Source organism: Burkholderia sp. Ac-20344 (genome assembly GCF_017104975.1).
GTDB lineage: Bacteria > Pseudomonadota > Gammaproteobacteria > Burkholderiales > Burkholderiaceae > Burkholderia.
Window position 1 is genome coordinate 14,557 of the sequence record NZ_JAAGPP010000104.1, and the last position, 19,831, is coordinate 34,387.

18 protein-coding genes are annotated in these 19,831 nt (G+C 66.4%); 14 read left to right on the top strand and 4 right to left on the bottom strand.

The window, feature by feature from the left end; all coding sequences use genetic code 11:
• The first annotated feature begins 40 nt into the window (after positions 1-40).
• From pncA to G3N64_RS27115, 3 genes are all read left to right on the top strand, one after another.
• Complete coding sequence (gene pncA / locus G3N64_RS27105) at positions 41-673, top strand: bifunctional nicotinamidase/pyrazinamidase (protein ID WP_205786655.1); 633 nt, start codon at positions 41-43, stop codon at positions 671-673.
• 100 nt (positions 674-773) lie between these two features.
• Complete coding sequence (locus G3N64_RS27110; RefSeq protein WP_205786656.1) at positions 774-1,952, top strand: acetyl-CoA C-acyltransferase; 1,179 nt, start codon at positions 774-776, stop codon at positions 1,950-1,952.
• Positions 1,953-2,212: 260 nt separating this feature from the next.
• Complete coding sequence (locus G3N64_RS27115) at positions 2,213-3,613, top strand: sensor domain-containing diguanylate cyclase (RefSeq protein WP_205786657.1); 1,401 nt, start codon at positions 2,213-2,215, stop codon at positions 3,611-3,613.
• 169 nt (positions 3,614-3,782) lie between these two features.
• Here the strand turns inward: G3N64_RS27115 and G3N64_RS27120 are convergent, their stop codons facing one another.
• A complete protein-coding gene (locus G3N64_RS27120; protein WP_205786658.1) occupies positions 3,783-5,924 on the bottom strand; it encodes a hypothetical protein in 2,142 nt (713 codons plus the stop codon).
• A gap of 822 nt (positions 5,925-6,746) precedes the next feature.
• On the opposite strand from G3N64_RS27120, the gene G3N64_RS27125 reads away from it, so the two are divergent.
• On the top strand, positions 6,747-8,225 hold the full coding sequence (locus G3N64_RS27125) for a sensor domain-containing diguanylate cyclase (RefSeq protein WP_205786659.1): 1,479 nt from the start codon (positions 6,747-6,749) through the stop codon (positions 8,223-8,225).
• A 295-nt stretch (positions 8,226-8,520) separates the two neighbouring features.
• Here G3N64_RS27125 and G3N64_RS27130 read toward each other — a convergent pair whose 3' ends face one another.
• On the bottom strand, positions 8,521-9,684 hold the full coding sequence (locus G3N64_RS27130; RefSeq protein ID WP_205786660.1) for a DUF4382 domain-containing protein: 1,164 nt from the start codon (positions 9,682-9,684) through the stop codon (positions 8,521-8,523).
• Positions 9,685-9,967: 283 nt separating this feature from the next.
• On the opposite strand from G3N64_RS27130, the gene G3N64_RS27135 reads away from it, so the two are divergent.
• The 7 genes from G3N64_RS27135 (at position 9,968) to G3N64_RS27165 (ending at position 15,467) form a co-directional block, all read left to right on the top strand.
• The gene (locus tag G3N64_RS27135; RefSeq protein ID WP_205786671.1) at positions 9,968-10,954 is read left to right on the top strand and encodes a chromate resistance protein ChrB domain-containing protein; all 987 of its coding nucleotides are present in this window, start codon (positions 9,968-9,970) and stop codon (positions 10,952-10,954) included.
• Positions 10,951-12,123, top strand: a complete 1,173-nt coding sequence (locus G3N64_RS27140; RefSeq protein WP_205786661.1) for a chromate transporter — start codon at positions 10,951-10,953, stop codon at positions 12,121-12,123. Before G3N64_RS27135 ends, G3N64_RS27140 begins: the two co-directional genes overlap by 4 nt.
• A gap of 14 nt (positions 12,124-12,137) precedes the next feature.
• Positions 12,138-12,599, top strand: a complete 462-nt coding sequence (locus tag G3N64_RS27145) for a chromate resistance protein ChrB domain-containing protein (RefSeq protein ID WP_205786662.1) — start codon at positions 12,138-12,140, stop codon at positions 12,597-12,599.
• Between the two features lie 435 nt (positions 12,600-13,034).
• The gene (locus G3N64_RS27150; protein WP_039367048.1) at positions 13,035-13,349 is read left to right on the top strand and encodes a Dabb family protein; all 315 of its coding nucleotides are present in this window, start codon (positions 13,035-13,037) and stop codon (positions 13,347-13,349) included.
• Positions 13,346-13,825: a PaaI family thioesterase gene (locus G3N64_RS27155; protein WP_011352338.1), complete on the top strand. Its 480-nt coding sequence runs from the start codon at positions 13,346-13,348 to the stop codon at positions 13,823-13,825. The genes G3N64_RS27150 and G3N64_RS27155 overlap by 4 nt, the downstream gene beginning before the upstream one ends.
• 200 nt (positions 13,826-14,025) lie before the next feature.
• Positions 14,026-14,985: an alpha/beta hydrolase gene (locus G3N64_RS27160; RefSeq protein WP_205786663.1), complete on the top strand. Its 960-nt coding sequence runs from the start codon at positions 14,026-14,028 to the stop codon at positions 14,983-14,985.
• A 41-nt stretch (positions 14,986-15,026) separates the two neighbouring features.
• A complete protein-coding gene (locus G3N64_RS27165) occupies positions 15,027-15,467 on the top strand; it encodes a GNAT family N-acetyltransferase (protein WP_205786664.1) in 441 nt (146 codons plus the stop codon).
• Between the two features lie 20 nt (positions 15,468-15,487).
• Here G3N64_RS27165 and G3N64_RS27170 read toward each other — a convergent pair whose 3' ends face one another.
• Positions 15,488-16,333 carry an NRDE family protein gene (locus tag G3N64_RS27170; RefSeq protein ID WP_205786665.1) on the bottom strand — a complete coding sequence of 282 codons (846 nt, stop codon included), beginning with the start codon at positions 16,331-16,333 and terminating at the stop codon, positions 15,488-15,490.
• 76 nt (positions 16,334-16,409) lie between these two features.
• The gene (locus tag G3N64_RS27175; protein ID WP_205786666.1) at positions 16,410-17,444 is read right to left on the bottom strand and encodes a folate-binding protein YgfZ; all 1,035 of its coding nucleotides are present in this window, start codon (positions 17,442-17,444) and stop codon (positions 16,410-16,412) included.
• A 77-nt stretch (positions 17,445-17,521) separates the two neighbouring features.
• Between G3N64_RS27175 and mltG the strand changes: the two genes are divergently transcribed.
• The 3 genes from mltG to holB form a co-directional block, all read left to right on the top strand.
• Positions 17,522-18,541, top strand: a complete 1,020-nt coding sequence (mltG, locus tag G3N64_RS27180; RefSeq protein ID WP_205786667.1) for an endolytic transglycosylase MltG — start codon at positions 17,522-17,524, stop codon at positions 18,539-18,541.
• Positions 18,541-19,161, top strand: a complete 621-nt coding sequence (gene tmk / locus G3N64_RS27185; protein ID WP_205786668.1) for a dTMP kinase — start codon at positions 18,541-18,543, stop codon at positions 19,159-19,161. The genes mltG and tmk overlap by 1 nt, the downstream gene beginning before the upstream one ends.
• Before the next feature lie 19 nt (positions 19,162-19,180).
• The coding region (gene holB, locus G3N64_RS27190; protein WP_205786669.1) for a DNA polymerase III subunit delta' at positions 19,181-19,831 on the top strand (651 nt) is incomplete at its 3' end.

Consider the following 19,831-nt stretch of genomic DNA (forward strand, 5'->3'; position numbering starts at 1 on the left):
CGCGCCGGATCGCGGCGCGACCCACACCCGGAGAAACGCAATGAAACGCACCGACGACGTACTGCTCGTGATCGACGTGCAATACGACTTCATGCCGGGCGGCGCGCTCGCGGTGCCCGACGGCGACGCGGTCGTGCCGGCGATCAACGCGCTGGCGCAACGCTTCGACCAGGTCGTGCTGACGCAGGACTGGCACCCGCGCGAACACGTGTCGTTCGCAGCGAACCATCCGGGCCGCGAACCGTTCTCCACGCTCGCACTGCCGTACGGCGAGCAGGTGCTATGGCCCGTGCACTGCGTGCAGGATACCGACGGCGCGGCGCTGCATCGCGACCTCGACATCCCGCATGCGCGGCTCGTGATCCGCAAGGGCGGCGACGCGCAGGTCGACAGCTATTCCGCGTTCGTCGAAGCCGACCGCACGACGCGCACGGGCCTCGCGGGCTATCTGCGCGAACTCGGCGCGAAGCGCGTGTGGTGCTGCGGGCTCGCGACCGACTATTGCGTCGCGTGGTCGGCGCTCGACGCGCGCGCGGCCGGCTTCGAAGCCGCGGTGATCAACGATGCGTGCCGTGCGATCGACCTGAACGGGTCGCTTGCCCACGCGTGGCAGCAGATGCAGGCAGCGGGCGTCGCGCATGTGACGTCCGCGGGCGCGCGCCCGGCGGCGTAGCGCAATTCCCATTCGATTTAGGGTCTGCTTGCCTATGGAACGCATGCGCGTTCCATAGGCAAGCAGACCCTGACATGAAGCAGAACCGAAGGAGACTCGCATGACCGAAGCCGTAATCGTATCGACCGCTCGCACGCCGCTGGCGAAATCCTGGCGCGGGGCTTTCAACATGACGCACGGCGCGACGCTCGGCGGCCACGTGGTCGCGGCCGCACTCGAACGCGCGAAGCTCGACCCCGCACGCGTCGAGGACGTGATCATGGGCTGCGCGAACCCCGAAGGCGCGACCGGCGCGAACATCGCGCGGCAGATCGTACTGCGCGCGGGGCTGCCCGTGACGGTGCCGGGGATGACGGTGAACCGTTTCTGCTCGTCGGGGTTGCAGACCATCGCGCTGGCCGCGCAGCGGATCATCGCGGGCGAAGGCGACGTGTATGTCGCGGGCGGCGTCGAATCGATCTCGTGCGTACAGAACGAGATGAACCACCACATGATCCAGGAAGGCTGGCTCGTCCAGCACAAGCCCGAGATCTACTGGAACATGCTGCAGACGGCCGAGAACGTCGCGAAGCGCTACGGCATCTCGAAGGAGCGGCAGGACGAGTACGGCGTGCAGTCGCAGGTGCGGGCCGCGGCCGCGCAGGAAGCCGGGCGCTTTCGCGACGAGATCGTGCCGATCACCGTGCTCGCGGGCATCGCCGACAAGGCGACGGGCCGCCTGTTCACGAAGGAAGTGACGGTATCGGCCGACGAAGGGATCCGCCCCGACACGACGCTCGAAGGCGTGTCGAAGATCCGGTCGGCCGTGCCGGGCGGCGTGATCACCGCCGGCAACGCGAGCCAGTTCTCGGACGGCGCGTCGGCCTGCGTCGTGATGAGCGCCGACGCCGCACAGCGCGAAGGGCTGCAGCCGCTCGGCGTGTTCCGCGGTTTCGCGGTGGCGGGATGCGAGCCGGACGAGATGGGCATCGGCCCCGTGTTCGCGGTGCCCAAGCTGCTGAAGCAGGCGGGCCTGAAGGTCGACGATATCGGCCTGTGGGAGCTGAATGAAGCGTTCGCGGTGCAGGTGCTGTACTGCCGCGACACGCTCGGGATTCCTGAGGATCGCCTGAACGTGAACGGCGGCGCGATCGCGGTCGGCCATCCGTACGGCGTGTCGGGCGCGCGCCTGACGGGCCATGCGCTGATCGAAGGCAAGCGGCGCGGCGTGAAGTACGTGGTCGTCACGATGTGCATCGGCGGCGGGCAGGGCGCGGCCGGCCTGTTCGAAATCCTCTGATCTTTGGCAGGGTGCGGCCGCGGTTTCGCTTCGGCGAGGCAGGCGGCCGCGATGCGAATCGGCGTGACTGAACCGCCATTTGAAACAATCGGGAAGCAAAACGCGTGCGCTGTGCAATGCCGTTTCCCCTTACTTGTCAAACAAATTGCCCCACCTATACTTGCTCTGACATTTGCCTTTCGGCACGATGGGCGGATCGTGCTTCGTGCGATCCGTGTCGCGAAGGTTCGAACCAACGCAGCAGACCGACCGGGGACCGAATGAGTACGACCTATGCAGCTGCGGAACCGCCGCGCGTCGTCAGCGCGGCCGCGAGGCTCTACGCGAAGTGCCTGCTGGTCGGATTCGCGTTGCTGCCCGCCTATCTGATCGCCTATCTGTGGCTCTTCAGCGACCCGCACGTCGTGTTCGAGAGCCATGCGTTCCATGAAATCGCGATCGCGGCCGCGACCTTCGAGGGCGCATTCGTCACCTACGTGACGTGGGTGTGCTACCGGTCGTCCGGCGAGCCGCTGCTGCGCTGGCTGACACTGGGCTTTCTCGGCTTCGCGATAATCTATTCGCTGCACGGTGCGTTCACCGGGATGGCGCATCACAATATCTGGCTGTTCCTGCTGTACGGGCCCGCGTCGCGGCTCGTGATGTCGATCCTGCTGCTCACGGGCCTGCTGTCGTATTCACGTCCGCCCGATCGCATCGAGAAGCGCACGAGCGTGCGCACGTGGCTGCCGTGGATCGTGTTCTTCGTGATCGTCAACGTGGCTGTGGCGTACATCGCGTATTCGCCGATCGCGGGCGCGCTGGGCACGCGGCTGTCGATGGAAGGCGGCGCGCTCGTGTTCTCGCTGCTGAACGTCGGCGTGCTGCTCGCGCGGCGGATCCGCTCGCCGCTGATGGTGATCTACGGCGTGTCGATCATGGCATTCGCGCTGTCGTCGCTCGCGTTCATTCTCGGCAAGCCGTGGAACCACATGTGGTGGCTCGCGCACGCGATTTTCGCGGGCGGCTTCTTCCTGCTCAGCTACGGCGTCGTGCAGGCGCTGCAGACGACGCGCTCGTTCTCGGCGATCTACAGCCAGGAAGACCTGATGAGCCGGCTGTCGGAATCGATGGCGCGTACCGAGAGCGCGCTGCAGGAGCTGCGGCGCACGAACCAGAAGCTCGAATACATGGCCGCGACCGATCCGATGACGGGCGCGTCGAACCGCCGGCAGTTCATCGCGCAGGTCGAGCGCGAGATGGTGCGGGCCGAGCGCGACGGCACGCCGTTCTGCCTGCTCGCGCTCGATCTCGACAATTTCAAGAACATCAACGATGCATACGGGCACCAGATCGGCGACGAGGTGCTGCGCGGCGTCGTGCGCCAGTGCCTCGACGCGATCCGGCCGGCCGGCGGGCTCGCGCGGGTCGGCGGCGAGGAATTCATGGCGCTGCTGCCGGACATGCCGCTCGAAGGCGCACGGATGACGGCCGAGCGCGTGCGCTCGTCGATCGCGAGCTCGCCGTTCGGGCTCGATTTCAAACGCGTGCAGGTGACGGTCAGCGTCGGCGTCGCGCAATACGGCGTCGACGGCAGCACGGTCGATGCGTTGCTGCGCGTGGTCGACGAACGCCTGTACCAGGCGAAGCGGGAAGGGCGGAACCGCGTCGTGTCGCGGTGACGCGGGTTTGCGCGGCACGCGGGCACCGGTGATCGATCGGACATCGGACATTCGGCAACGCGGTCGTGCGGAAGCCGCGTCGTTCGCTTCAATGTCGACTGGAAGCCCCGCGAGCCGTCACGCTCCCGGGGCTTTGGCATGCCCGGCCGGCCCGCGACGGGCGATGGCCCTACCGCGACGCCAGGGCCGCGGCGCTCTTCGGCTGCACCTCCTGCATCCGCTGCGACGCCTGCCACCAGTACTTTCCCGCGCGCTGCTGCGGATCGCGGATCGCGAGATACGTCGTACTCCAGAGCTGGGCCGCGTTCGCCTCGGTCGCGTCCGCGCTGCGCGTGCCGAATGCATCGGTCTGGTACTTGCCGTTCACGTAGGACCACGTCCACATTTCCGACGTCCGCATGTCGCGCCCGTTCGAGATCACCTGCCAGATCGTCTGCCGCGCCTGCGTGAGCAGCGCGCGCGTCGCGACCGACAGGTCCTGGCGCGCGAGCTGGCGATCGAGCCCGGCCACCCACATCGCCTGCTGCCACGACCAGATCACCGTGCCGTGATAGGCCGAGCTCGTGAATTTCGGCCATAGCGCCTGGTTCGCATACGCCGGGTTCGCGATCAGCATGCCCGCATCGGTCACGAGCCCGGTCGGGAACGGCCGCGTGACGTCGGTGACGATCCGCTGAAGCTCGTCGTCCGGCGGCGTGCCGAACAGCAGCGCGAAGCCGCCGTCCGAATTCATCACCGGAATCGGATTGCCCTGCTGATCGAGCGACAGCGCGTAGAACGCCAGCGGTGTGCCCGGTGCGGCGCCGGCCGGCACGCCCGCGGACGGCGCATAGGCCGACACGTCGGTGGCTGCCTGTGCAGCCGGCACGCTGACCTGGAACAGCGGCGGTGCCTGCGTTTCCCACGTGGCCGCCTGGTTCGCCGTATTGGCGAGCGTCGCGCGCTGTCCGGCATCCAGGTACGGATCGAGCAGGCCGCGCGCGAGGAACGCGTTCGCCGCGCGCAATGCGGCCGGCACGAGCACCGCGTTCACGTCGTACGGGTACACGCCGCCGCCGAGCCCGTCGGTGCTGTCGCGCCAGTTGCCGACGATCTCGCCGGGCCGCAGGTGGATCAGGTTCGCGACCGATGGCTGCTGCGCGAACGGCTGCGCGGTCGTCGCGACGTGCAGCAGGTTGACGACCAGGCGGCTGCCGTTGGTCTGCCCGTCGCTGCCGCGCTGCGCGAGATAGGCGGCCGCGCGGGCCTGGCCGCGCGTATCGTCGATCAGCCACGCGGCCGCGATCGGCGCGAGCAGGTAGTCGCTGTCGATCATCTTGTAGTCGTAGGCCGGCGTCGGATCGTTCGGCCGCCCGTTCTTCTGGTTGTCGACGAGTGCGAATTCGCCGATGCCTTCCTCGTGCGCGACCTTGCCGTCGGCCGACAGCCGGCTCAGCACCGACGACAGCCCGGCCTCGACCGCCGCGGGTTCGAGAACGGGCATCAGCATGCGCACCGAGATCAGCGTATCGCGGCCGAAATAGGTGTCGTACTGCCACGAGCCGGCCAGCAGCTTGTCGTGGAAGCTCAGGAACTCGAGCACGTTCTGGCTCACGGGGTCAGGGTTCACGGACGGGGCGAGCAGATCGGCGTGTGTGATCGGCGACAACGGTGTCTCGCCCGATAGCGCATCGATATGCAGCCGCAGCGTGTGCGAGCCCGCCGGCGCGCTCAGGACGAGCTTGCCGCCTGCTGCCGGCGCGATGCTGCCGCCGTCGCGCAGCGTGATGCGCAGTGAATAGCCGGGCGCGCCGTCGATCCGGTCGCGTTGCCATTGCGCGGCGCTGCCCTGGACCGTCGGTGCGGTGAGGATCTGCTGCGGAATCGTTGCGCCACCGTTGAAGTCGCGCAGGAAGCGCACGTTGCTGAGCACGCCCTGGCGGATCGTCAGCGTGTTGGTGTCCACCGATACGTCGGCGCCGATGCCGTACAGCGGGCGGCCGTGCGTGTCGGGCGCCGACAGCGCGGACGGCGGCGTGTCGAGGCTCCAGTTCACCGGCTGCGCGGTGTCGTCGAACCATAGCCCGGTACCGCTGTTGCCGGCCGGGAAGACCACGAGCAGGCGCGGTTTCGTCGACGAGCGCACCAGCAGGTGCGCGGCGACCTTGTCCTGCCGATAGAACGCATTGATCTGGCCGCCGGTGTCCATCCGGAACGACAGCGCGGCGGTGTTCGACGGCGGGTGGGTCGATTTGACGTCGTCGTCGTTGCAGGCCGCGAGCAGGCCGGTGCAGATGAATCCGAGGCACAGCGACTTCGCAAGGCGATGCATGTTGATGTCCCTCCTGATGACTGGCGACTTTTTATCGGAATGATCGAATGAACGGATCTGCTGTCCGTTTGTTACAGTGTCGCGGGCATTCGAGTGAATGCCTGGTATTGGTCAGGATGTGATGCTTCTGCAGTGAGTGGATTCAGCGGAAAATTGGCGAATAGGCGTTAAATACAGAAAGCTGAAATGGCAGGAGTGCCGCCCTGGCCCGGTGCCAGGGAAGGCAATGCGGACGGCGTTCGTGCGGGCGAGTGCCGACGTGCGTGCAGCAGGAGAAAATGGATCGTAAGCCGTTGTAGGCGATTCTAAATTTCCGGGAAAGTCGAAGTCAATAATGTTTTCTGATTTTCTAATATCTGATTGAAAATGAGGTCGCAATTATTACTCGTCGAGACGGTAAAATATGCGATTTGATGGGGTTGGGTAATGGCATCCGGAAGTCCGGTAATGAAGCGATTGGTAATGGCGTTTCAATCCGGCGATTGATGTCGGTCACGGATTGAATCGCCTCATTGGTGCCGGCCGCTGTTTGTGCGGATCGCATCGTCGGTTCACGACGCGGAGAAAACGGCAGAGCTGTTCTAACCGGTATTGCACTTTCAGGCCGGCGTCGGAGGGGAGGAGAGATGAATCGGCGAACCGCCTCTCGATTCGATCTTTCGTCTGGAGGTGCCGGGAATTGTTCCGGTACGCCTTCGCCGGACCCGGGTGGAGCGGCAGGCTGCTGGCGGCTTCGCGCTGCGCTTGCAAATGCACGGGTTCGATTTAGTATGCGGAAACCATGTCCGGCTCGGGCGTGCACATTTTGCGGCGAGGAGATCCATGCAACCCCGGACGGCAGTCCCTTATTCCATCGTGGCGGTTGGCATCCTGATTGCCTGCGCACTGATGGGCCTGTGCGTGCTGCAGCTGTTCCAGAGCCGCCACGACGCACTGGAGCGGGCCAGCGAAACCTCTCGCAATCTGGGCTTGATGGCCGAGCGCGACATCGAGCGCAACTTCGAACTCTACGACCTGTCGTTGCAGGCGCTGATCCATGGCCTGCAACGGCCCGACGTGATGGCCGCGGCGCCCGCGGTGCGGCGCGGCGTGCTGTTCGATCATGCGATGACGGCGCAATTTCTCGGCGCGCAGCTGGTGCTCGATGCGGACGGCAACATCATCCTGGATTCAGCCAGCGACGTGCCGCGCAAGGGTAATTTTGCCGATCGCAAGTACTTTACAGTGCACCGCGACAACCCGAACGCAGGGCTGTATGTCAGTGATCCGTTCGCGTCGCGCCTGCGCGGCGGCACGCTGAGTATTGCGCTGTCGCGTCGCGTCTCGAACCCCGATGGTTCGTTTGCCGGTGTTGCCTTGATTGCGGTCAACCTCGAGTATTTCCACACGCTGTTCGCCGGATTGTCGCTGGGACAACATGGTTCGATCTCGCTGATCGGCAAGGACGGCATCATGGTCATGCGTCAGCCATACGATGTCCGCACCATTGGCCGCGACATCAGCAAGGCGGCGACATTTCGGCGCTTCCGGAGCGCAGCGGAGGGCTCGTTTTCGGAAACGGCGTCCATCGACGGCGTGCGCCGTCTCTACTACTTCAAGAACCTGCCGAACCGGCCGCTGATCATCATGGTCGCGGAGGCCGAGCAGGACATTTATGCCGCGTGGAGACACCGTGCCGTGACGATCGGTGCACTGGTGCTGACGTTCGGCGCCGCTTTCATCGCGCTATCCGCTATGCTCGGCGTCCAGCTCCGGCGCCGGATGCGAGCGGAATCCGAGCTTGTCCTGCTGGCACGCACCGACGGGCTGACCGGTCTGAGCAATCGCCGCAGCTTCGGGGAAGTGCTGGACCGGGAATGGCGCCGCGCACGGCGGGCCCGCTCTGTTTTCTCGTTGCTGTTCGTCGACGTCGATCGTTTCAAAGCCTATAACGACACCTACGGCCATCAGGCCGGGGACGACGCGCTGGCTGCGGTCGCGCGTTGCATTGGAGAAAACATCCGTCGACCGGTCGATACGGCGGCGCGCTATGGCGGGGAAGAATTCGTCGTGCTGCTGCCCGACACGTCGCAGACAGGGGCCGCCCAGATCGCCGAACGGATACGGGCGGCGATCAACGCGCTGGCGCTCGAGCATACCGGGAGCGAATACGGGCGTGTGACGGCCAGTATCGGGTTGGCGAGCTGGACGCCGGATCAGGACGGTGAGCCTGATGCAGTGATCAAGGCGGCCGATGAGGCGTTGTACTACGCGAAGGCCACCGGCCGGAACAAGGTCGCCGCCTTCCAGTCCACTGCTTGATGGTCGGTGGGCCGACGTGAGTCAAGTGAAGCAACGGACAAGAAAAAGGCCCGCGACGAGCGGGCCTTCGATCAGCAATTACCCTTCTTGGCCTGTCCGGGCGGGCAGAATCCATTCCCCGGGCCACCTTGCGGCGCGATGACGACCGGCGGGCCGGGAACGTATGCGACGCACCCGCCGAGTGCGCCGACCAGGCTCGCCGCGGCGAGCATTGCGATAACCCCTTTTTTCACTTCGTTCTCCCGTTGTTGGAGGGAAAGGGCCGTTCGGCCCTTTCGATAAAGCTGTCAACTCGTCAGAAATTGAAGTTGACGTTCGACTGACTGGTCGTTGCGTTGACGTTCGCCGATTGTGTCGCCCCCGACGCTGCGTCCGCTTCGATCGTGTATTGCCCCGCGGCGGCTGGCGCTGCGGCCAGCGCGACCGGCAGCGAACCCGAGTACGTGCCGACGATCGGCGCAGCCGTGGGCACGGACAGCGAATAGGCGCCGGTGTCGATGTTTGCGTTGATCGACGTGATCTCGTAGGCGTTCGCATCGATCGTCTGCAGGGCGCGCACGAATGCATTGGCGCTTGCCGTCGCCGTACCGCTGACGGTGCTCATTGCCGACGCCGGCAGCGTGATCGGTGCGGTCGACGCGGAAACCGCCGTCGTCGTGTTCACGACAACCGGAACCGAGCGAACGATGCCGGACGCGAAGCTGTTTTTCACGATGACGACATCGTAGTTGCCTTGCGTCGAACTCTGGATCAGCGGCGACAGCACGAACTTCCCGGAGCTGTCGGCCACCGTGCCCCTGACGACCTTGCCGCCTTGTTCGGCATAGACGGTCGCACCGGCTTCGGCCGATGCGACGTAGCCCGAGATCGCACCGCTCACGACGGTCGGGACGGCGGTGACGACGGGTTTCAGCGCATACGAGCCGTTGCCGCGCTGGACGATCGACTTGCATGCGTTGAAGTCGAGCACGAGGTCGACGAGCGTATTGGGCTGGACCGTGAACGGCTGGATGATCTTGTAGCCGCTTTGCGTCGCGCTCGGCGTTGCGAGCGCCTGTTCCGTGCCGCCGGTCGGGACGACCGAGTTCGCGAGATTGTTGCCCTGATTCGGCGCGAGGACCAGGCGAACTTGCTGATACTGGCCGGCGGGCAGGGCGGTCTGGCCGATATCGGCGAGCACGCCGTTGGTCAGCGACAGCAGGTCGATCTTCTGCGGAGTCGACAGGGAAATCGTGGACCAGCCGGCATCGTTGTCGGCGGCATTCGCATTCGCGTTGACGCGCACCTGCGAGACGGTCACGAATACGTGGTCGAACCCGCACGACGGCGCATCGGTCATCGCGACGTGCAGCGTGCCGGTTTGCGGGCTGCTGCCGCCATCGTCACCGCCGCCTCCGCAACCAACCAGCGCGAAGGGCACCAATGCGGCGCAAAGCGCACTCTTGATCATGTTGTTCATTTGTCACCCCCTTATGGGCTTTATTGTGGGTAACCGGAGCGTAGCGCTACGTCCTCTTACTATCTGGACATCTTTGAAACGAACGGTAACTTTTTGTTCGATCGGTAAATTCTCTCCGCATTGATTGCATTCGGGACGGGTAGAAGCAAGGGAAGGGGGCCATTGCTTCATCGAGACGCGCAATGGGCTCGCTTGCTGGTGCGGCGTGCCTTGCGGCTGAACAGGTTTTTGTAGGAATCTCTACAGCATTGCAGCGTATATGACGGCCGTCTATGCTGCTTTCATGAATACGAACGCTTCTTCGTGGCTCCTGCTGATTGTCAGCTTGCCGACGGCCGGCGCGACGGCGCGCATGCGTATCTGGCGTGCCGTCAAGGCGCTGGGGTGTGGCGCGCTGCGGGACGGCGCATACCTGTTGCCGGCGCATGCCGAGCAGGCCGCACAGTTGCGCGATCTGGTCGACGAGGCGCGCGACGGAGAGGGGCAAGCCTGGCTGTTGCGCGTGCTTGCGGAAGATGCCGCCGGGGAGAGCGAGTTCCAGCGCCTGTTCGATCGCACCGGCGACTACGCCGACTGGCTCGCCGAACTCTCGGAAGACCGGAAGACGCTGCCCGATCTCGCAGCAGCCGATCTCACCCGCTTGCAACGCCGCCATGCCCGCACGTACGAGGCCATCCGGAGGGTCGATTTCTTTCCCGGCGAAACGTCGCTGCGCGCGGGCGCGCAATGGCGGGATTTCTCTGCCGCCGTCGAGGCGTTGCGATCGCCCGGCGAGCCGCACGCCGCCCAACGTGGCGTTGCGCGCCGCGACCCCGCGCAGTATCAAGGACGGGTGTGGGCGACGCGCCGGCACCTCTGGGTAGACCGCGTCGCCAGCGCGTGGCTGATTCAGCGTTTCATCGATCCGCATGCCCGCTTTGTGTGGCTGGACAACCTCGCTGAATGTCCCGCTGACGCCCTTGGCTTCGATTTCGACGGTGCCCCGTTCACCCACGTGGGCGATCGCGTTTCGTTCGAGGTGCTGCTTGCCAGCTTCGGACTGGATGACAACGAAGGGCTCGTCCGGTTGGGCGCCATGGTGCATGCGCTGGACGTGGGCGGTTCGAGCATGCCGGAAGCCGGCGGATTCGAGGCCATTCTGGCGGGCGCCCGCAAGCGTCTTGCCGACGACGACGCATTGCTGACGGAGATCGGCGCCGTGCTCGACTCGCTGTATGTCCATTTTCGAGGCAATCGAAAGCCGCAACCGCGCTACGCGCCAGCAACATGAACGCCTATCGCGACCGTCCCGCCTATACGCTTTGGCAACTGATCGGCTACTTCGCCTGGCTCGGCACCACGGGTTTCGGCGGACCGGTTGCACTGGCCGGCTACATGCACCGCGACCTGGTGGAAAGACGAAAATGGATCGCGGACGCGGACTACAAGGAAGGTCTCGCGCTCGCGCAACTCGCCCCCGGTCCGCTCGCCGCGCAATTGGCGATCTATCTCGGTTACGTGCACTACCGGATCGTCGGCGCGACGCTGGTCGGGATCGCTTTCGTGTTGCCGTCGTTCCTGATGGTCGTGCTGCTTGGCTTGGCCTATGTGCGCTTCGGCGGCCTGACCTGGATGCAGTCGGTCTTCTACGGCGTAGGCGCGGCCGTGATCGGCATTATCGCGATCAGCGCGCGCAAGCTGACTGCCAAGAGCATCGGCAAAGACAAGCTGCTTTGGGCCATCTACCTGGTTCTGGTCGCCGTGACGGTCATCACCGAATCGGAAATGGCATGGCTGTTTCTTGCCGCAGGTCTGCTCGTCTGGTTCAGGCGCTCGCCGCCGAAGTGGATAAGCCAGGGGCGTGTCAATGCGATTGCCGCCGTGCCGGTTTCTGCCACGAGCGGATTGCTTGGGACGGTCGATTGGTCGCAGCTTTCGCAACTTGCCGCCTTCTTCGCCAAGGCCGGTGCCTTTGTGTTCGGTTCGGGGCTTGCAATCGTGCCGTTTCTCTATGGCGGGGTGGTCACCGAGCATCAGTGGCTCAACGAGAAGCAGTTCGTCGATGCGGTGGCGGTCGCGATGATCACACCGGGGCCCGTCGTGATCACGGTGGGTTTCATCGGTTATCTGGTGGCGGGCCTGCCCGGCGCGTGCGTGGCGGCGGCCGGCACGTTCCTGCCGTGCTATCTGTTCACGGTGCTGCCGGCGCCGTACTTCAAGAAGTACGGCAAGCTGCCCGCGATTCTCGCGTTTGTCGACGGTGTCACGGCGGCAGCCGTGGGCGCCATTGCCGGTTCGGTGATCGTGCTGGCCAAGCGTTCGATCGTCGATGTACCGACGGCACTCGTGGCGATCGCGACCATCGTGCTGCTGGTCAGGTTCAAGAAGTTGTCAGAGCCGCTGCTCGTGGCCGGGGCCGCGGTCATTGGCCTGGTGGTGTATCCGCTGTTGCATCACTGACCGTGGAGACTGTCATGAAGTGGATTACGCGCGAACGTCCGAAGATCGACCGGGTCGCTTGCCCCTGGCTCATCGCCCGTTTCATCGACGAGACGCCGGAATTCCTCTACGTTTCGCCGGCTGACGTCCTGCGGGTCGCCGGCGAGACCGGCGCGATCCCCTACGATATTCCGGGCGTGGAACTGACGCATGCCGGCGAGAAATGCAGCTTCGATGCGTTTCTCGACAAATACGGTCTCGGTGACGATGGCGTCTTGCAGCAGATGGCGAGCATCGTGCGCGGCGCGGATACGTCGCGGCTCGACTTGACACCGCAGTCCAGCGGGCTCTATGCGATATCGCTCGGTTTGTCGCATCTGTTTTCCGACGATCACGAGATGCTGGAGCACGGTCTGGTGATGTACGACGCGCTTTACGCGTGGTGTCGGCATTGCCAGGCTGAAAGCCACACGTGGCCGCCAAAGATGTCGAGTTGACGGGGCGTGTTGCACGCGCAGCGTCGATGATCGATCGAAGGGGCGGGAGCGCAGGTTTTTTGGCGCAGGCTCAAGCAGACGACCGTGTCGCATAGGGCAGGTACTGCTGCATGGATTGCCTTCCCGGCAATGCCGTATCGGTACAGCCTGCGTTGGAGCCGGACGGACTCACCCAAAGATGCAGGCCATGCCGTCGGCAAGTTTGGTAGGCTTGTCGTCTGCCTTCTCTTGCCGGATCTTGACGTCGCCAAGTGGCGCCCTGAAAAGCGGGTATCGTTTTCGGGTGGTCGGAACGCGACCCGCTTTATTGCCCGAGTCTTTCTCGGCCGGGCTCGATTTCCGGCGAACGCAAGCGAACGGTGGCAGGGCGTAAGATGCCCGGCTGGCAAGGGGTACAGGCAAGTCGCCGAATCAACACGAACAGGAGCAACCGAAGTGATCCGACATATTGTCATGTGGAAGTTGAAAGAATCGGCCGAAGGCGCGACGCGCGCACAGAATGCGCTGAAGCTGAAGGAAAAGCTCGAAGGCTGCCGCGATCTCGTGCCGGGCACCCTGCAGATCGACGTCGGCGTGGCGACGCCCGGCCTCGACGCGACGGCCGACATCGTGCTGGTGTCCGATTTCGCGGACAAGGCCGCGCTCGATGCCTACCAGGTGCACCCGGTTCACCAGGAAGTGAAGAAATTCGTCGTCGCGGTGGCCGAATCGCGCGAGTGCGTCGACTACCTCGTCGACAGCGCGCGATGAGCGACGCGGCAACCCCGACGGACGGCCCGTCGATCGAAAGCCCGTTCGTCGACCTGCTCGGCGTGCAGCTGGTGTCCGCGAAGGACGGCGCGAGCGAGCTCGTGCTGCCGCTCGAGGAGCGGCACATGAACACGTGGAGCATCGCGCACGGCGGCGTGACGATGACGCTCGCGGACATCGCGCTCGCGATGGCCGCACGCAGCCTGACCGACGACGGCGTCGGCGTCGTGACGGTCGAGATGAAGGTGAACTTCATGCAGCCGGGGCGCGGCGAGTTGCGCGCTTACGGGCGCGTGATGCATCGCTCGACGACGATGGCCTACTGCGAAGGCGAAGTGCGCGACAGCGACGGCAATTTCGTCGCGAAGGCGCTCGGCACGTTCAAGTACATGCGGCGGCTCGCGGTCGGCCGCGACATCAAGCGGCAACGCTCGCGCACCGCGCCGGATGCCCAGCCCGGACCGAGCGACGCGTAACCGCCCGGCCGCACGGCCCTGCCGCTTCACGGGCAGGGCCGTTTTGTTTTGCGGGACGCATGTGCATGTCGAACGCAATTCGCAGCGGGCCGAAGGAGGCCGCGATTTCGACACACGAAGCGCACCACGCCCGCACGACGCGCGCATGGCATCATGCACGCTTGTCCGTTCACGGCGTCGCACCGGCGCCGTCCTAACCGATGCCGCTGAATCCGAAGATCGCCCAGGTGCTCGACATGATCGAGCGCGCGAAACGTCCGTCCTATCACCACCAGACGCCGCAGCAGGCGCGTGCCGCGTACGAGAAGAGCGCGCCGATCCTCGACGTCGCGCCGGCGCCGATGCATTCGGTCGAGGAATGCGTCGTGCCGACGCGCGACGGCCGCACGATCGGTGCGCGGCTGTACCTGCCGGTCGCGCCGAGCCTCGCGGAGCCGCTTCCCGCGCTCGTCTACCACCACGGCGGCGGTTTCACGGTCGGCAGCGTCGATACGCACGATGCGCTGTGCCGGATGTTCGCGCACGATGCGCAGTGCGCGGTGCTGTCGGTCGGCTACCGGCTCGCGCCGGAACACCGGTTTCCGACCGCGGTGAACGACGCCGACGATGCATTGCAATGGCTGCATCGCGAGGCCGCCACGTTCGGCATCGATGCCGAGCGGCTGGCCGTCGGCGGCGACAGTGCGGGCGGCACGCTTGCGACCGTCTGCGCGGTGCTCGCACGCGACGCGGGCATTCGCCTGGCGCTGCAGATGCTGATCTATCCGGGCGTGACGGGCTTCCAGGACACCGAATCGCACGCACGGCTCGCGAATGGCTACTTGCTGACGCAGGACACGATCCAGTGGTTCTTCACGCAATACGTGCGCGATCGGGCGGACCGCGACGACTGGCGTTTCGCACCGCTCGACGGCACACGCGATGCGCCGTCGTTTGCGGGCGTCGCGCCGGCGTGGATCGCGACGGCCGAATACGATCCGCTGAGCGACGAGGGCGCCGCGTATGCGGACAAGCTGCGCGCGGCGGGCAACGCGGTCACGCTGGTCTGCTATCCGGGGATGATCCACGAATTCTTCAAGATGGGCGGCTACGTGCCCGAGGTGCGGGCCGCGCATGCCGACGCGGTCGCGGCGCTGAAGGCCGCATTCGACGACGTTTGACGGCGGTTGTTTGGCGGCATACGCGCCGCATGGGAGCTGCGATGACGAACGGCGTGGTGGAAACGGGCGACTGGACGGTACTGGGCGGCGACGCCGCGCGGATCCGCGACGCGGTGTTCGTACGCGAGCAGCAGATTCCGCCCGAATGGGAGCTCGACGACGACGATCCGCTGTCGCTCCATGCGGTCGCGTACCGGGTCGATCCGGCAACCGGCGCACGCCGCGCGGTCGCGACGGGGCGGTTGCTGCCGTCCGGCACGATCGGCCGCGTCGCGGTGCTGGCCGACGCGCGCGGGCAGGGCGTCGGGTCAGCCGTGCTGAACGCGCTGCTGGATGCCGCGCGGCGCCGCGGTGAAATCGTCGTACGGCTCTACGCGCAGGATTCGGCCGTGTCGTTCTACCTGCGGCACGGCTTCGCGGCGGTCGGTGAACCGTTCGTCGAAGCCGGCGTACCGCACGTCGAGATGGCGCGGGCGCCGTAGCACGGCGCCCGCTCGCGCGCTCAGCGCGGCGGCGTCGCGTCGAGGTCGAACGTGAACGCGCGCTCGAACGTGCCCGGGCGGACGGTGCGGTGCGAGCCGTCGTCGTCGCAGCGTTCCTTGATCTCGACCGTCAGCCGCACGCCTTCCTTCATCGTGACGCGCAGCGCGGTCGTGCCGCGCGTGCCGTATTCGGGAGTCTCGATGAACGCGGCCGACAGCGCACGCTCGCGCTCGATCGGAATGCCCGTGTGGGGCAGCGCGTCGTCGTCCGCGACATGCGGGTCGCGCAGCAGCGCGATCAGCTCGTCGAGCGACGGGGGCGGATTGTCGGTGAGCAGCGTGCCGAGCTCCGCGCGCTTGCGCACCACTTTCGGCCAGGGCGTATCGAGCCGCGCATTCGACAGCGCGTGCACGCCCGGTGCGATCGCGACGGGCGCGGCGGCACCGCTTTCGCCCTCGGGCGCGCGATTGCAGAACCACGCGAGTTCACGCCGCCGCCAGTCGCCGACGAGCAGGTTGAAGCCGTTGTACACGGCCGCATGCTCGGCCAGCTGCCCGAGATAGTCGAGCGGCGCAACGGAGGGGCCGCCGAGGAAATCGGACACGAGCTTGCCGCGGGTCGGCGCGCCCGCGCGGATATCGAACGGCGCGCGGTAGTTCGTCAGCGCGGCGAAGCGGCCGTCGCGCGATACGCCGAGCCACGTGCCGCCCGCTTCGAGATCGCGGCCGGCCAGTACGCCCGGTACATCTTCCCACCACGAGAGCGGCGCGCTCGTCCGGCGGAAGAACTCGTCGCGGTTGGCGACGAGGGTAAAGACGGGACCGGTGGCAGCATCGGGCTGCCAGTCGAAGGCAATCAGACACATCGGGCGAATCTCTCGCAGGAAACATCGGGCGCCGGCTGCGACTCGCGAGCCGGCGCGCGAACGGGTTGTCAGTGCATCACGCTTCCGTCGGCCAGGCGTACGGCAGCGTATCGAACGCGAGCACCGGGCCGTCGGCCGAACCGAGGTGCACGGTGCCGTTGTCGAGCGCGGCAAGCTTGATCTCGACGAGTGTGTCGACGCCGCCCGCGGGCGCGGCTGCCGCGTTGACGATCATCCCGCACGGCTGGCCGGGGTCGTCGCTGTGGAATAGCTCGACGCCAGCATGCACGGTATCGGTCTCGCCGGCGACGTGCGCGAGCGCGGTGCGGCGCTTGATCGTGCCGCGGTATTGGCTGCGCGCGACGATTTCCTGGCCCGGGTAGCACCCCTTGCGAAAGTTAACGGCGCCGATCACGTCGAAGTTGACCATCTGCGGCACGAATTGTTCGACGGCCGGCTGCGTGATGCGCGGCTCGCCCGCGCGGATGTCGAGCCAGTCCCAGACGGCCGGCGACACGACCGGCAGCGACCCGCCGAGCGCGGCGAGGCGCGCGTCGACTTCCGCGCGCGGGCCGATCCACAGATAGCGCTTGCGGCCGGCCGCATCGGGCACGCGGATCAGCGTGCCGGCCGGGCCGTCGACCTTCACGTGCACGCCGTCCGGCAGTGCGTCGAAGATGCCCGACAGCGCGTCGCGCACGTCGCCCGCGAAGCCGACCACCGCGAGCGCGTCGCTCGCGTCCGTCAGCTTCGCCTTTGCGCGCAGCACGAACATCGACAGCCGCTTCTGCACGGCGGGCTGCACGTCCTTCGAGATCAGCAGACGCACGCCGTGGCCGGCGCGCCACGTGAGGAACGACCCGAGGAGGCGCCCCTTCGGCGAGCAATAGCCGGACAGCCGCGCGCTCGCGGCGTCGAGATGCTCGACGTCGTTGGTGAGCTGGCTGTGCAGGAACGTCGCGGCGTCGTCGCCGGCCACGTCGATCACGCCGAACTGCGGCAGCGGCATGCAGGCGCCCGGCGCGTCGAACTCGGCGGCGGACGGGCGGGGGAAAACGGGGAGCGAGGCGGGTGCGGCCTGGACTGCCGGTGAAGCGAACGGTGTGCTCATGGAATGAGGGAACAGTCAACCCTGACTTTGACGGAGGCGAGCAAGTATTATATGGGTCTTACCTGAGTCACGTTTCCATGTCCCTACTGAAGAAATGCGCCGCGACGATCGTGGCGCTGGCCGTCGTTGTGGCCGCTGCCGGCGCGGGCGGCGGGTATTACTGGGCAACCCGGCCGCTGCTGCTGGGTTCCGCATCGCTCGACGTCACGATCAAGCCGCGCAGCAGCGTGAAGAGCGTCGCGCTGCAGCTCAAGCACGGCGGCGTGCCGGTCGAGCCGCTCGGCTTCGTCGCGATGACGCGCGTGCTCGGGCTGTCGAGCCGGCTCAAGTCCGGCAACTACGAATTCAAGACCGGCATCACGCCTTACGAGGTACTGCAGAAGATCGCGCGCGGCGACGTGAACGAGTACGTCGCGACGGTCATCGAAGGCTGGACCTTCAAGCGGATGCGCGCGGAACTCGATGGGAACCCCGATCTTGCTCACTCGACGGCCGCCATGAGCGATGCCGAGCTGCTGCGCGCGATTGGCGCGTCGGACGCCGCGGTGCAGCGCGGCAGCGGCGAGGGGCTGTTCTTCCCCGATACCTATCTGTTCGACAAGGGCACGAGCGACCTGAACATCTACCGGCGCGCGTACCATCTGATGCAGACGCGTCTCGACGAGGCCTGGGCCGCGCGCGTGCCGGGCCTGCCGTACAAGACACCTTACGAAGCGCTGACGATCGCGTCGATCGTCGAGAAGGAAACGGGCCATGCGGCCGACCGCGCGTTCGTCGCGGCCGTGTTCGCGAACCGGCTGCGCATCGGCATGCCGCTGCAGACCGATCCGTCGGTGATCTACGGGCTCGGCGACGCGTACGACGGCCGCCTGCGCAAGCGCGACCTGCAGGCCGACACTCCTTACAATACCTACACCCGACGCGGGCTGCCGCCGACGCCGATCGCGCTGCCGGGCATTGCCGCGCTGCAGGCGGCGATCAATCCGGCGCCGACGAGCGCGCTTTATTTCGTCGCGAAAGGCGATGGCACGAGCGTGTTCTCGGACACGCTCGGCGACCACAACAAGGCCGTGGACAAGTACATACGAGGTCAATAATGGCGAGCGGTAAATTCATCACGTTCGAAGGCATCGACGGAGCGGGGAAGACCACCCACCTGCAATGGTTCTGCGAACGCCTCCAGGGCAAGCTGGCCGCGGCCGGCCGGCAGGTCGTCGTCACCCGCGAGCCGGGCGGCACGCAGCTCGGCGAGAAACTGCGCGAGATCCTGCTGAACCAGCCGATGGATCTCGAGACGGAAGCGCTGCTGATGTTCGCGGCGCGCCGCGAGCATCTCGCGCTCGTGATCGAGCCGGCGCTTGCACGCGGCGACTGGGTCGTGTCCGATCGCTTCACCGACGCGACGTTCGCGTACCAGGGCGGCGGCCGCGGGCTGCCGCGCGACAAGCTCGAGACGCTCGAGCGCTGGGTGCAGGGCGGCTTCCAGCCGGACCTGACGGTGCTGTTCGACGTCGCGCCGCAGGTCGCGAGCGAGCGCCGCGGCGCCGCGCGCATGCCCGACAAGTTTGAAAGCGAGTCCGACGCGTTCTTCGCGCGCACGCGTGGCGAATACCTGCGGCGTGCGGAAGAGGCGCCGCACCGCTTCGCGATCGTCGATGCGACGCGGTCGATTCCCGAGATCCGCCAGCAGCTCGAACGCGTGCTCGCCGCGCTGTAATTCGCAAGGAACGCACCACATGATCTATCCGTGGCAGACCGACGACTGGAACCGCCTGCAGCAACTGCGTGCGCAGTGGCCGCACGCGCTGCTGCTGCATGGCCAGGCCGGGATCGGCAAGCTGCAGTTCGCGCAGCATCTCGCGCAGGGCTTCCTGTGCGAATCGCCGCAGCCGAACGGCGAGCCGTGCGGCACTTGCGCGGCCTGCACCTGGTTCTCGCAGGGCAATCATCCGGACTACCGGATCGTGCTGCCCGAGGCGCTGGCGGGCGAGGCGCCGGGCGCCGCGGACGACGCGAAGGCGGCCGATGCGGACGAAGGCGGCAAGAAGACGCGTGCGCCGAGCAAGGAAATCAAGATCGAGCAGGTGCGCGCGCTGCTCGACTTCTGCGGGGTCGGTTCGCACCGCGGCGGTGCACGCGTTGTCGTGCTGTATCCGGCCGAGGCGCTCAACGTCGCCGCGTCGAACGCGTTGCTGAAAACGCTGGAGGAACCGCCGTCCGGCGTCGTGTTCCTGCTCGTGTCGGCGCGCATCGACCGCCTGCTGCCGACGATCGTCAGCCGCTGCCGGCAGTGGCCGATGACCGTGCCGGCGCCCGACGCGGCCGCGGCCTGGCTCGCCGCGCAGGGCGTCGATCACGCGGCTGCGCTGCTCGCCGAGGCCGGCGGC

Bases quoted from the DNA above. Each gene is read 5' to 3' on its own strand.
- G3N64_RS27175 (WP_205786666.1), bottom strand. From the start codon at position 17,444: ATGAGCACACCGTTCGCTTCACCGGCAGTCCAGGCCGCACCCGCCTCG.
- mltG (WP_205786667.1), top strand. From the start codon at position 17,522: ATGTCCCTACTGAAGAAATGCGCCGCGACGATCGTGGCGCTGGCCGTC.
- G3N64_RS27170 (WP_205786665.1), bottom strand. From the start codon at position 16,333: ATGTGTCTGATTGCCTTCGACTGGCAGCCCGATGCTGCCACCGGTCCC.
- G3N64_RS27155 (WP_011352338.1), top strand. From the start codon at position 13,346: ATGAGCGACGCGGCAACCCCGACGGACGGCCCGTCGATCGAAAGCCCG.
- pncA (WP_205786655.1), top strand. From the start codon at position 41: ATGAAACGCACCGACGACGTACTGCTCGTGATCGACGTGCAATACGAC.
- G3N64_RS27145 (WP_205786662.1), top strand. From the start codon at position 12,138: ATGAAGTGGATTACGCGCGAACGTCCGAAGATCGACCGGGTCGCTTGC.
- G3N64_RS27125 (WP_205786659.1), top strand. From the start codon at position 6,747: ATGCAACCCCGGACGGCAGTCCCTTATTCCATCGTGGCGGTTGGCATC.
- G3N64_RS27165 (WP_205786664.1), top strand. From the start codon at position 15,027: ATGACGAACGGCGTGGTGGAAACGGGCGACTGGACGGTACTGGGCGGC.
- tmk (WP_205786668.1), top strand. From the start codon at position 18,541: ATGGCGAGCGGTAAATTCATCACGTTCGAAGGCATCGACGGAGCGGGG.
- G3N64_RS27130 (WP_205786660.1), bottom strand. From the start codon at position 9,684: ATGAACAACATGATCAAGAGTGCGCTTTGCGCCGCATTGGTGCCCTTC.
- G3N64_RS27110 (WP_205786656.1), top strand. From the start codon at position 774: ATGACCGAAGCCGTAATCGTATCGACCGCTCGCACGCCGCTGGCGAAA.
- G3N64_RS27115 (WP_205786657.1), top strand. From the start codon at position 2,213: ATGAGTACGACCTATGCAGCTGCGGAACCGCCGCGCGTCGTCAGCGCG.
- G3N64_RS27160 (WP_205786663.1), top strand. From the start codon at position 14,026: ATGCCGCTGAATCCGAAGATCGCCCAGGTGCTCGACATGATCGAGCGC.
- G3N64_RS27120 (WP_205786658.1), bottom strand. From the start codon at position 5,924: ATGCATCGCCTTGCGAAGTCGCTGTGCCTCGGATTCATCTGCACCGGC.
- G3N64_RS27135 (WP_205786671.1), top strand. From the start codon at position 9,968: ATGAATACGAACGCTTCTTCGTGGCTCCTGCTGATTGTCAGCTTGCCG.
- G3N64_RS27140 (WP_205786661.1), top strand. From the start codon at position 10,951: ATGAACGCCTATCGCGACCGTCCCGCCTATACGCTTTGGCAACTGATC.